This window comes from Exiguobacterium sp. TDN 0502, from assembly GCF_050846835.1.
GTDB lineage: Bacteria > Bacillota > Bacilli > Exiguobacteriales > Exiguobacteriaceae > Exiguobacterium_A.
In genome coordinates this window covers 1-12,788 of record NZ_JBOZGJ010000018.1, presented here as the reverse complement: position 1 = coordinate 12,788, position 12,788 = coordinate 1, and the positions used below count along the sequence as shown (strand labels likewise).

The 12,788-nt window shown below is 49.6% G+C and carries 13 protein-coding genes; all 13 read left to right on the top strand.

Annotated elements, in window-relative coordinates; genetic code table 11:
* Positions 1-43: 43 nt before the first annotated feature.
* The 13 genes from ftsH (at position 44) to lysS (ending at position 12,448) form a co-directional block, all read left to right on the top strand.
* Positions 44-2,047: an ATP-dependent zinc metalloprotease FtsH gene (gene ftsH, locus ACRPK8_RS14440; protein ID WP_432238786.1), complete on the top strand. Its 2,004-nt coding sequence runs from the start codon at positions 44-46 to the stop codon at positions 2,045-2,047.
* A gap of 178 nt (positions 2,048-2,225) precedes the next feature.
* A complete protein-coding gene (locus ACRPK8_RS14435; RefSeq protein WP_053454605.1) occupies positions 2,226-2,987 on the top strand; it encodes a type III pantothenate kinase in 762 nt (253 codons plus the stop codon).
* A 10-nt stretch (positions 2,988-2,997) separates the two neighbouring features.
* Positions 2,998-3,921, top strand: a complete 924-nt coding sequence (gene hslO, locus ACRPK8_RS14430) for an Hsp33 family molecular chaperone HslO (protein WP_432238785.1) — start codon at positions 2,998-3,000, stop codon at positions 3,919-3,921.
* A gap of 12 nt (positions 3,922-3,933) precedes the next feature.
* On the top strand, positions 3,934-4,245 hold the full coding sequence (locus ACRPK8_RS14425; protein ID WP_432238784.1) for a hypothetical protein: 312 nt from the start codon (positions 3,934-3,936) through the stop codon (positions 4,243-4,245).
* An 80-nt stretch (positions 4,246-4,325) separates the two neighbouring features.
* Positions 4,326-5,270, top strand: coding sequence for a cysteine synthase A (gene cysK, locus ACRPK8_RS14420; protein WP_432238783.1), 945 nt, complete (start codon positions 4,326-4,328; stop codon positions 5,268-5,270).
* 87 nt (positions 5,271-5,357) lie between these two features.
* On the top strand, positions 5,358-6,743 hold the full coding sequence (locus tag ACRPK8_RS14415; protein ID WP_432238782.1) for an anthranilate synthase component I family protein: 1,386 nt from the start codon (positions 5,358-5,360) through the stop codon (positions 6,741-6,743).
* Complete coding sequence (locus ACRPK8_RS14410) at positions 6,740-7,321, top strand: anthranilate synthase component II (protein WP_432238781.1); 582 nt, start codon at positions 6,740-6,742, stop codon at positions 7,319-7,321. The genes ACRPK8_RS14415 and ACRPK8_RS14410 overlap by 4 nt, the downstream gene beginning before the upstream one ends.
* Entirely contained in the window at positions 7,305-8,144 is an 840-nt protein-coding gene (locus tag ACRPK8_RS14405) for an aminotransferase class IV (protein WP_432238780.1), read from the top strand. The genes ACRPK8_RS14410 and ACRPK8_RS14405 overlap by 17 nt, the downstream gene beginning before the upstream one ends.
* The gene (gene folP, locus ACRPK8_RS14400) at positions 8,141-8,926 is read left to right on the top strand and encodes a dihydropteroate synthase (protein WP_432238779.1); all 786 of its coding nucleotides are present in this window, start codon (positions 8,141-8,143) and stop codon (positions 8,924-8,926) included. The genes ACRPK8_RS14405 and folP overlap by 4 nt, the downstream gene beginning before the upstream one ends.
* 2 nt (positions 8,927-8,928) lie before the next feature.
* On the top strand, positions 8,929-9,300 hold the full coding sequence (gene folB, locus ACRPK8_RS14395; protein ID WP_432238778.1) for a dihydroneopterin aldolase: 372 nt from the start codon (positions 8,929-8,931) through the stop codon (positions 9,298-9,300).
* A complete protein-coding gene (gene folK, locus ACRPK8_RS14390; RefSeq protein ID WP_432238777.1) occupies positions 9,297-9,812 on the top strand; it encodes a 2-amino-4-hydroxy-6-hydroxymethyldihydropteridine diphosphokinase in 516 nt (171 codons plus the stop codon). The genes folB and folK overlap by 4 nt, the downstream gene beginning before the upstream one ends.
* Positions 9,812-10,804 (top strand): tRNA dihydrouridine synthase DusB, encoded by a 993-nt coding sequence (dusB, locus tag ACRPK8_RS14385; protein WP_432238776.1) that lies wholly within the window; start codon positions 9,812-9,814, stop codon positions 10,802-10,804. Before folK ends, dusB begins: the two co-directional genes overlap by 1 nt.
* A gap of 162 nt (positions 10,805-10,966) precedes the next feature.
* Positions 10,967-12,448 carry a lysine--tRNA ligase gene (gene lysS / locus ACRPK8_RS14380; RefSeq protein ID WP_432238807.1) on the top strand — a complete coding sequence of 494 codons (1,482 nt, stop codon included), beginning with the start codon at positions 10,967-10,969 and terminating at the stop codon, positions 12,446-12,448.
* Positions 12,449-12,788: the final 340 nt, after the last annotated feature.

Genomic DNA, 12,788 nt, shown 5'->3' with positions numbered 1-12,788 from the left:
CATCCACTAGAAAAACGAGATGGATGCGGAGAGGAGGCATAAGATGAACCGAGCAGTGAAGAATACCCTCGTGTTTGGGGTCATTTTTCTAGCTTTGATCTTGTTTCTGCAATACTTGCAGAGTCCAGTGAACAAAAGCAAAGAAATCAATTACACACAGTTTGTCGAGTCTGTTGAAAAAGGTGAAATCAAGACGGCTACCTTCCAATATGAAGGGCAGACGTATAATGTGACAGGAGATTTGCGTGAAAAAGATTCGACGTATGAGACGGTCGTACCGGCTGTTGATACGGAACTAACGGATCTCTACACGCAACTGAGAAGCCAAGGAGTCAAAATGGACTTCAAGGCAGCAGAAACGAATGGCGGCTGGATCGCGTTACTAACGACGATCGTTCCATTCATCATCATCTTCATCCTCTTCTTCTTCTTGATCAATCAAGCCCAAGGCGGCGGTGGTGGCGGTCGCGTCATGAACTTCGGGAAATCGAAGGCACGCCTCTATGATACAGAGAAGAAAAAGATTACGTTTGACGATGTCGCCGGTGCAGACGAAGAGAAACAAGAGCTCGTCGAAGTCGTTGAATTCTTGAAAGACCCACGTAAATTCGCGAAACTCGGTGCCCGTATTCCGAAAGGGGTTCTCCTCGTAGGTCCTCCAGGTACAGGTAAAACGTTGCTCGCGCGTGCTGCAGCTGGTGAAGCTGGCGTACCGTTCTTCTCGATTTCAGGTTCTGACTTCGTTGAGATGTTCGTCGGTGTCGGGGCATCACGTGTCCGTGACTTGTTCGAAAACGCGAAGAAAAATGCACCATGTATCATCTTCATCGATGAAATCGATGCTGTCGGTCGTCAACGGGGCGCAGGTCTCGGTGGTGGACACGATGAGCGTGAGCAGACATTGAACCAACTTCTCGTCGAGATGGATGGATTCAGTGAAAACGAAGGCATCATCATGATCGCTGCGACGAACCGTGCTGATATTCTTGACCCAGCGTTACTCCGTCCAGGTCGTTTTGACCGTCAAATCACGGTTGACCGTCCAGATGTCGTTGGTCGTGAAGCAGTCTTGAAAGTTCACGCGCGGAACAAACCGCTCGATTCGACAGTTGATTTAAAAGCAATCGCGCAACGGACACCTGGATTCTCAGGTGCGGATCTTGAAAACCTTCTGAACGAAGCAGCACTTGTTGCCGCTCGGGCAGATCGTGATAAAGTCTCGATCGTTGATCTCGAAGAAGCGATTGACCGCGTCATCGCTGGACCAGCGAAGAAGAGCCGGATCATCTCGCCGAAAGAGAAAAAGATTGTTGCATGGCATGAATCCGGACATACGATCATCGGTGTCACACTTGACGATGCGGATGAAGTACACAAGGTAACGATCGTTCCTCGCGGTAATGCGGGTGGATACGTCGTTATGTTGCCAAAAGAAGATCGTTACTTCATGACGAAGCCGGAACTCGAAGATAAGATTACTGGATTGCTCGGTGGTCGTGTTGCAGAGGATATCGTCTTCGGAGAAGTGTCGACTGGGGCAAGCAATGACTTCCAGCGTGCAACAGGTCTTGCACGGAAAATGGTCATGGAGTTCGGGATGAGTGAAAAACTCGGACCCCTTCAATTCGGATCAGGTCAAAGCGGTAACGTCTTCCTCGGCCGTGATTTCCAAAACGAGCAAAACTACTCGGATGCGATTGCACACGAGATCGATATGGAAATCCAAGCGATCATCAACCGCTGTTACCAAAAAGCGAAAGATATCCTGACTGAGAAACGCGATCAGCTCGACTTGATTGCAACGACGTTGCTTGAAGTTGAAACCCTCGATCAAAAACAAATTCACCATCTCCTCGAGACGGGCGAATACAAAAAACATGAACCAGAAGCAACGATGCCAAAGGCAGAAGAGAAAGCACCGGAATCGACAGATGCAATCGTCGATCAACCGACTCAGTCTCCGACGCAAACGGGCTCAGTCGTTGACGAAGGCACAAATGTAGATACGGATACACCAGATACGCCGCGTCGCGACGATCAAGTGTAATTCGAGAAGACGGATTCGATCATCGATCGAATCCGCTTTTTTGTTGCAGAACGGGTGAATACACATCGGTAGGTGTCGTGATACGGGCATGGTATAATCACAGCGTATATCATTCCTATCATGCAGAGTCGGAATGAAGAGAAGCACGAAAATCGAGAAGAAGCGGGGAAATAAGCAAATGATTTTAGTCATCGATGTCGGAAATACGAATATCGTCTTAGGTGTCTATCAAGGACAAGAGTTGATCGAGCATTGGCGGATTGCGACAGACCGGACGCGGACGACGGACGAATACGGTATGCTCGTTAAAGCATTGTTCCGGGACGCAGAGCTAAACGTGGAAGAAGTCGAGGGAATCGTGTTATCATCTGTCGTACCCCCCGTCGTGTTTCCACTCGAAAATATGTGCGTGCGTTACTTTAAGCGCCGTCCGTTCTTGATTGGACCAGGCATTAAGACAGGACTTGATTTAAAAGTCGATAATCCACGTGAAGTGGGAGCCGATCGCATCGTCAATGCAGTAGCAGCGACAGCAAAATACGAGGGACCGATGATCATCGTCGATTTCGGAACAGCAACGACGTATTGTTACATCGATGCACAAAAACGGTATTACGGTGGCATCATCTCACCAGGTGTGATGGTTGCGACCGAGGCACTCTATAATAAGGCAGCAAAATTACCACGAATCGAAATTGCGAAACCGCAGTCAGCGATCGGTCGGAATACGATCCATGCGATGCAGTCGGGCACGTATTTCGGATACGTGGCACAGGTAGACGGACTCGTCCACCGGATGAAAGATGAAATGGGTGAAGCGAAGGTCATTGCGACTGGTGGTTTAGCCCGATTAATCAGCGAGGAATCCACGATGATTGAAGTCGTCGATCCATTCTTGACGTTAGATGGATTACGGATTATCTACGAACGAAATAAGTGAGGGAATCAAGATGAAACGTGAAGAATTATTAGCACAATTAAAAGATGATTATTTAGTACGGGCGTTAGGCTTCAACGGTGAAGTCCGTGCGTTTGCGATCCGTTCAACAAAAACGGTCTATGAAGCACAGCTCCGTCACCAGACGACACCCGTCGTCACGGCTGCACTCGGTCGGACACTGACAATCGGTGCGATGATGGGAACGATGCAAAAAGGCGACACACGTGTCACGCTGAAAGTCGAAGGGGATGGACCAATCGGGAAAATCATCGTCGATGCCGACGCAAAAGGTGTCGTTCGTGGCTACGTCAGTCGTCCACGTGTCGAGATGGATACGTACGTCAATGCAGACGGTCTGACGAAATTAAAAGTCGGTGAAGCCGTCGGTCGCGGAAATATCTCCGTCATCAAAGACCTCGGACTACGTGACTTCGTCGGTGGTCAGTCACCGATTCAAACAGGTGAGATCAGTGAAGACTTCACGTATTACTTCGCTGTATCGGAACAAAGTCCATCGGTCGTTGGCGCAGGTGTACTCGTTTATCCAGAAGACGAATCGGTCATCGCAGCAGGTGGTTTGATCGTTCAATTGATGCCGGGTGCATCGGAAGAGACGATTGCAGCGCTTGAAAAACGTGTTGCAGCCCTTAAACCAATCTCTATCCTCGTCGGTGAGGAAAAAACACCAGAAGAGATGTTAGAACTCGTTCTCGGTGATTACGAACATCTCGATACGATTCCGGTCTCATTCGAATGTACGTGTGACCGTGAAAAGTTAGCGACAGCAATCATCGCCCTCGGACCAGATGAGATTCAAGCGATGATTGATGAAGATGGCGGTGCGGAAGCAGTCTGCCACTTCTGTTCAGAACATTATCATTACGATGTTCCGGCATTAGAAGAACTTCGTGAAAAATCACTCGAAAGAGCATAAGAGGAAACGAATATGGGGAATGTACAACCTAAGTACTTGTGGATGTTGATCTTCATCTTACTGTTGACGAATTTCATGACCGGCGCTTATGCCTTCATGGGTGAGCTTCCGAAAGTCGATTCTCCGAAAATCGTTCAGGACAGCATCGGTGGTCCGCTTGAGGATGTCGTTGCCGAAGTCGGTGATGAAAAAATCACGCGAGCGATGGTTTATCAGACGATGCGGACGGAGCAGGAGAAGCAGACGATCGATCGGTTGATTCAAGAAGCGGTCGAACGCCAGACGAAAGATGGAAAAAAGCCGGAAGTCAAACGCTTTGATTGACAGATTTCATCCAATCCGCTGATAATTAAGCTATCGGATTACTTGGAATTCAAGCGGTTCACTAATGAGGAGGAATGGTCATGCGTATTGCGAATTCAGTATTAGATTTAGTCGGTCGGACACCGATCGTCAAGTTACATCATCTAACAGGTCCTGAGGATGCAGATGTTTATCTGAAACTGGAGTACATGAACCCGGGGTCGAGCGTAAAAGACCGGATCGCCTTATCAATGATCGAAGCGGCGGAAGAAGCGGGGCAACTCAAAGAAGGCGATACGATCATCGAGCCGACGAGTGGGAATACGGGAATCGGACTCGCGATGGTCGCTTCGGCGAAAGGATACCGCGCGATTCTTGTCATGCCGGAAACGATGAGCATGGAGCGTCGGACGTTGCTTCGCGCTTATGGAGCAGAATTGATTCTGACACCAGGACCTGAAGGAATGAAGGGTGCGATTGCTCGCGCGACGGCGGAAGCGGAAGAGCACGGTTACTTCATGCCGCAACAATTCAATAACGGTGCCAATCCGGTCGTCCACGAAAAAACGACAGGTCCTGAAATCGTCGAAGCGTTCGAAGGCATGCAACTCGATGCGTTCATCGCCGGAATCGGAACAGGTGGAACGATCACGGGTGCTGGGAAAGTGTTACGCGATGCTTTCAAAGGAATCGAAATCATTGCCGTCGAACCAACGGATTCACCAGTCTTATCAGGCGGGAAACCTGGACCGCACAAACTGCAAGGCATCGGTGCCGGCTTCGTCCCGTCGATTCTCGATACAGACATTTATGATGGTGTTGAGCAAATCACGACGGAAGAAGCATTCGATCATGCACGTCGAGCAGCGAAGACGAACGGTGTCTTAGGTGGTATCTCGTCAGGTGCTGCGATTGCGGCAGCGCTCAAGACAGCAAAACGCCTTGGAAAAGGAAAAAATGTCCTCGCGATCATTCCTTCAAACGGTGAGCGGTATTTAAGTACACCACTGTATCAAGTCGAAGAAGAAGCAGATCAATCCAAATAATCAACAGCACGTACACGGAAGTCATTCGGCTTCCGTGTACTTTTTTGCGTATAATGAGAGCAGAATAGTGTGAAGTGGGGGACGCGCATGCGACAGACGAAATACAAAGCAATACCATGGACAAAAGAACAATTCTATCATCGCTACGTGGAGCAAACGACCGGAACAACCGGACATGTCTGGCTTGAAAGCGGTCGGATCGGACGCTATACGATGGCCGCGATCCGTCCTGTCGGATATGTTCGGACGAAAGACGGGATGACGACGATCGAGGCAGAGGGAAAAGTCGAGACATCGACGGCGAATCCGTTTGATGTCCTCGAACAGCTCCGAGTCGAACGTGAATCTGTTCGACCTGCCGGGATGCCACCGTTTTTTGGTGGATTTGCTGGCTACGTGAGTTATGATGCCGTCCGTTATTTAGAGAAGTTACCAGAGCAAGCGATGGATGATCTACAAACACCCGATCTATCATTCTACTGGTACGATGAAGTCGCCGTCTTTGATGAAGAAACAGAGCAGCTGTTCCTTGCTGTGACACGAGATACAGCGGAAGAAGCGGCGCGTGTCCTTGAAACAGAAATCACGCGTTGGTGCATCGAGACGGACGCACCGCAGTTTGAAGCGACCGGTCCATCCGGCGAGCGGGAACGGGCTTTCGGACAGGAAGCGTTCATGACAGCCGCACACCGGATTAAATCGTATATTGAGGACGGTGATGTCTTCCAAGTCAATTTGTCCGTCCGTCAGCAGGAACCGCTTGGCACGACAGCGGAGCATTTGTACGATGTATTGCGACAGGTCAATCCATCGCCCTATATGGGTTACTTTGCAGATGAGGATTTAACACTTGTGTCGGCATCGCCAGAATTGCTTGTCGAAAAAATCGGTGACGAACTGTCGACGCGCCCGATTGCCGGAACACGTCCACGTGGAAAAGATGAGGCGGAGGATTTACGACTCGCGAAAACCTTACTCGATAACGAAAAGGAACGGGCAGAACACGTGATGCTTGTTGATTTAGAGCGCAACGATTTAGGACGTGTCAGTCGTTACGGAACGGTTCATGTCGATGAACTGATGGTGATCGAGAAGTACTCGCACGTACAGCACATCGTCTCGAACGTCCGGGGGCAGGTGGCGCCGGAACACTCGGGAAGTCAGGTACTCGCCGCGATGTTTCCGGGTGGTACGATTACTGGAGCGCCCAAGATCCGGACGATGGAAATCATTGAGGAACTCGAACCGGTCCGGCGCGGCATCTACACGGGATCGCTTGGCTTCATCAGCTGGGCAGATGATGTTATCTTCAACATCCTGATTCGGACGCTCGTCGCAAAAGACGGCATGGCATATGTCCAAGCGGGTGCCGGAGTCGTCACCGATTCCGATGCCGCGCGTGAATACGCGGAGTCGCTCAGTAAAGCAAAAGCCTTGTGGGTCACAAAAGAAACGGCGGAGGGAACACGATGATTGTACTGATTGATAACTATGATTCATTTACGTATAACTTAGTCCAGTATTTCGGTGAACTCGGACAAGACATCCGTGTGTTTCGCAACGACGCGATTACACTTGAAGAAATCGAAGCGTTACGCCCGGATCACCTCGTCATCTCTCCTGGACCCTGTACACCGAATGAAGCGGGAATCAGCTTAGACGCGATTGCTTATTTTGCTGGGAAGGTACCGATGTTAGGGGTCTGCTTAGGTCACCAAGCGATCGGACAAGTATTTGGTGGGAAAGTCATCCGGGCGAAGGAATTGATGCACGGAAAAGTCTCCCCGCTGACGCATGACGGACAAGGAATCTTTGAACACATCCCGCAAGCAACACCGGTGACACGTTACCACTCACTCGTCATTGAACGCGAGACGTTTCCGGAAGTACTCGACGTGACGGCGGAAGCAGGTGGCGAAATCATGGCACTCCGCCATCGGACGTTACCGATTCTCGGTGTCCAGTTCCATCCGGAGGCGATTTTGACGCGAGACGGCAAACAGATGTTAAAAAATTTCTTGGAGTTGACGCATTATGTATCTTTGGCATGACGGAACCATCAAACGAGAAGAAGACGTTCGCATTTCCCCGTTCGATCACGGATTCGTCTACGGCATGGGGGTGTTCGAGACGTTTCGGACCTATAACGGTCACCCGTTTTTATTCGATGATCATATTGACCGTTTACGAATGAGTTGTGTCGCGCTCGGAATTCAATTAGCGTACGATCGAGACACGTTACGGCAAGCGATCCAAGATTTATATGACGCCTACGAGGCAAACGATCTCTATATCCGGTTGAATGTCTCGGCTGGTCCGCGCGAGATCGGGTTATCAATCGATCCATATGATACGCCGACCGTGTTGATCTATGCGAAACCGATCGCTCCGCGAAAACGGGCGGAACGTGCACTCGAGACGATTCGTTTACCGCGTAGTACGCCGGAGACGACCTATCGTCTGAAGTCGCATCATTACATGAACAATCTAGTCGCGAAACGTCAGCTATTCAATCCGGAAGCAGAAGGGTTGTTCTTAACGAAGGAAGGTCATGTCTGTGAAGGGATCACATCCAACATCTTTTGGCGTTATGGAAGCACATGGTATACGTCGCCACTTGAAACGGGTGCACTGAACGGAATTACCCGTCAGTTCTTGATGCAGCACCTACCGGTCGAAGAACGTCTAGCGTATTTACCACAGCTCGAAGAAGCCGATGAGATCATCTATACGAATTCCGTTCAGGAAGCAGTCGCCATCTCGTCACTTGACGGACGCCCATTCCCCGGAATTAACGGAACAGGATATAGAGAGATCATGGCGCTGTTTGATCAATCCGTCGAACATGCGACGACAAGGAGGGAACAACGATGACTTATATCATGGGAATCTTGAACGTGACGCCGGACTCGTTTTCAGACGGCGGGCAGTATGTCGATATCGAGCAAGCGATGCGACAAGCCCGTCAGCTGGTTGCGGATGGAGCGGATGCGATTGATGTCGGTGGAGAATCGACGCGTCCGGGTGCAGCATTCGTATCGGTCGAAGAAGAACTCGCGCGTGTCGTACCGGTCATCCAGCGGATTAAACGGGAACTGGATGTGCTCGTTTCGATTGATACGTATAAACCGGTCGTCGCGGAAGCCGCTATTGAGGCGGGAGCAGATATCATCAATGATGTGTGGGGTTCGAAGTGGGGCGATCGTTCGATGGTCGATGTGGCGGCACGACATCGTGTTCCAATCATTTTGATGCATAACCGGGAGACGGCGCATGGAACAGATATGCTCGCGGAAGTCCGGGCTGATCTTGAAGAATCGATCCGATTGGCCAAGCAGGCGGGCGTAGCGGAAGAGCACATCTGGCTCGATCCGGGAATCGGGTTCATGAAGACGCATGAAGAGAACCTGTACCTGATGCGTCATCTGTCGATCGTAACGGACTTCGGATACCCGGTTTTACTCGGAACCTCCCGTAAATCGATGATCGGTCTCGCCCTTGGTTTACCGACAGAAGAACGACTCGAGGGGACGATTGCAACGGTTTGCTACGGCATCCAACAAGGATGCGACTGGATGCGGGTGCATGACGTCAAAGAAGTCAAACGGGCAGCGCAGATGATGGACATCATGTTAGCTGCAACGAAGGAGGAATAACGGTGGATCGAATTCATGTAACAGGAATGCGTTTTTATGGATACCACGGTGTATTCGCAGAAGAGACGAAACTCGGTCAACGCTTTAATGTCGACTTATCGATTGGACTTGCATTGGCAGAAGCCGGTCGGACGGACGATTTAACGAAAAGCGTCAATTACGCCGAACTATATGAAGCAACCAAACGTGTCGTCGAAGGAGAACCGCTCCAACTCGTCGAAGCCTTGGCGGATCGTATTGCAAAAGCCGTCTTTGCGTTAGACGGACGGATTGAAGAAGCATCAATCAAAGTCATCAAACCGGACCCACCGATTGCCGGTCACTATGAACATGTGGCGGTTGAAATCAACCGCCTCCGGGGGGACTATCTATGAAGCAAGCCTATATCGCCCTCGGCTCGAACATCGGGGATAAAGCAGCGCATCTAGCGGCGGCGATTGCGCATCTGAGCGCATTGCCGTCTGTACACGATGTTAAGACCTCCTCTATTTATGAGACTGTACCGGTCGGGTATCTGGAGCAGGATTTATTCTATAACATGGTCGTTGCGGTGCAAACGACGGATGAGGCAGGTGTCTTACTCGGGCGACTGCAGGAAATCGAACAGTTGGAAGGGCGGAAGCGTCTGTTTAAAAATGGACCACGGACGCTCGATTTAGACATTTTGCTGTATGCGGAAGAACAGATCGACCTCGAAGGATTAACCGTCCCGCATCCGCGGATGCAAGAGCGGGCATTCGTCCTCGCACCATTACGGGAACTGGCAGCAGCATGCGTCATACCGGGTCTCGGGCAAAGTGTCGAACAGTTGTATGAGCAGTTACCGGAGTCGGAACGAAACGGTGTACGACGGTTAGGTGGTCTTTTAGAAGCGGAGGAACAGTAATGGAATTTAACATTGGCGATGTCACACTGAAAAATCAGGTCATCTTGGCACCGATGGCAGGCGTCTGTAACCCAGCATTTCGGTTGATCGCAAAAGAATTCGGTGCGGGACTCGTCTGTGCGGAAATGGTCAGCGATAAAGGGATTTTATACGAGAACGAGCGGACGTTACAGATGCTGTACGTGGATGAACGGGAAAAGCCGCTCAGTCTTCAAATCTACGGCGGTTCAAAAGAGACGCTTGTTCAAGCGGCGCAATATGTCGAGGCGAACACGAATGCCGATATCATTGACATCAATATGGGCTGTCCCGTCCCGAAAGTCACGAAGAGTGATGCTGGAGCGAAATGGTTGCTTGATCCGGATAAGGTCTATGAGATGGTCCATGCGGTGACGCAAGCGATCGATAAGCCGGTGACGGTCAAGATGCGGACCGGCTGGGACAGCCATCACATCTATTGTGTCGATAACGTCAAAGCAGCGGAAGCGGGCGGTGCGAAAGCCGTTGCCATCCATGGTCGGACACGTTCGCAAAAGTATGAAGGGGTTGCGGACTGGAACATCATCGGCGAAGCAAAAAAAGCCGTCAACATCCCGATCATCGGAAACGGGGATGTTCAGACTCCGCAGGATGCCAAACGGATGATTGATGAGATCGGCGTCGACGGTGTCATGATCGGACGGGCAGCGCTCGGGAATCCATGGATGTTGTATCAGACGATCCAGTACCTTGAATCCGGAACGCTTCCGGCAGAACCGACGGCGCGTGAGAAGATTGATATCTGTCTTCTCCATGCAGCGCGTTTAGTCGCTTTAAAAGGAGAAGAACTGGCAGTACGCGAAATGCGGACACACGTCGCCTGGTACTTAAAAGGAATGAAAGGGAACGGTCGTGTTCGCAACGCGTTATTCAATATTGAAACGCACGATGGACTCGTTGAACTCTTACAGCAGTACTTACAAGCACTCGAAGAGGACGCAGCATATGCCTGACAGGTAAAGTATAGTCGGACAGAGTCGTTTTGTGGTACGCTAGTTGCATTGAAGATGAGCGTATCGGTTTTCTGAAAGGGCTGTCGGTCATTCCGGCAGCTTTTTAGTCGAGAGAATCGTCGTGAACCATTATTAAAAGGAGTGAAGACAGTGAGTCAGGATATGGAAATGAACGATCAAATGCAGGTGCGTCTCGGTAAGATGAACGCCATGCGTGACCAAGGTCTCGATCCATTCGGCGCACGTTTTGAACGTTCGACGGATACCGCGAGCATTCGTGCCTCGTTTGGTGAACATACAAAAGAAGAGCTAGCTGAATTGAAACCGGAAGTAGCCATTGCTGGTCGTGTCATGACGACACGTCGTAAAGGGAAGGTCGGCTTTACGAACGTTCAGGATGTACAAGGTCAAATTCAGTTATACGTCCGTAAAGATGATGTCGGTGAAGAGGCGTATGAGATCTATAAGACATGTGACTTAGGTGATATCGTCGGAATTCAAGGATACGTGTTCAAGACGAATGTCGGGGAACTCTCTGTTCACGTCACAGCCTTTACATTGTTAACAAAAGCACTACGTCCGCTTCCGGATAAATATCACGGATTAAAAGATATCGAACAACGTTACCGTCAGCGTTACCTCGATCTCATCACGAACCAAGAATCGCGTGAGACATTCATCGCACGCAGTAAAGTTATTCGTGGAATCCGTCAATATCTCGATAACCTCGGATACTTGGAAGTCGAAACACCAATGTTGCACACGATTGCGGGCGGCGCATCGGCTCGTCCATTCATCACGCATCATAATGCACTCGACATGACGCTTTACATGCGGATTGCGATTGAACTTCACTTGAAGCGTTTGATTGTCGGTGGACTTGAGAAAGTCTACGAAATCGGTCGCGTATTCCGTAATGAAGGAATCTCGACGCGTCATAACCCGGAATTCACGATGATCGAACTCTATGAAGCGTATGCGGATTATAAAGACATCATGAACTTAACAGAGAACCTGATTGCACACGTCGCGCAAGAAGTACTCGGTACGACACAAGTCACGTACGGAGAAGACGTCATCGATCTATCGGTCGGTTGGAAACGGGCGCACATGGTTGATCTCGTTAAAGAAGCGACAGGTGTCGACTTCTATGAACAGATTTCAAACGAACGTGCTCTCGAACTTGCACATGAGCACGGTGTAGAAGTCCAGTCGCATATGACGACAGGACACATTCTAAATGAATTCTTCGAGCAAAAAGTAGAAGAAACACTCGTTCAGCCAACATTCGTCTATGGTCATCCTGTTGAAGTATCTCCATTAGCGAAGAAAAATCCAGAGGATCCACGCTTTACGGATCGCTTCGAGTTATTCATCGTCCGTCGTGAACATGCGAATGCCTTCACGGAATTGAACGATCCAATCGATCAACGTGAACGGTTCGAAGCTCAACTCGTTGAAAAAGAAGCAGGAAACGACGAAGCACATGAAATGGATACAGACTTCATCGAAGCACTTGAGTACGGTATGCCGCCAACGGGTGGCCTTGGAATCGGGATCGATCGTCTCGTCATGTTGTTGACGAATGCGCCATCGATTCGTGATGTCTTACTCTTCCCAACGATGCGTCACCAACAAAATTAATGAGTAGAGCTCCGTTTCTCCTATACCTTATAGAAGAAACGGAGCGTTCTTTTTGAAATTAACACAGGAATAAACAAGTTGAAAAACGGGTAAATAAAAGTTTTTAAATGTTTTTCTAATAAAATGCTTGTACGATTCAAAAAGCCATGGTATATTACTTCTTGTGCCGCGAATGGTCGCGACACACAAAAATAAATATCAAAAAAGTTGTTGACAATCGAGTTGATAACTTGTTAAGATATTAAAGTCGCTGAAAACGACACGACGAACTTTGAAAACTGAACGATGAGGCAAAAATCGTATTCTACGGAATACAAAAACGAATGAAGCGCAAGCTTCG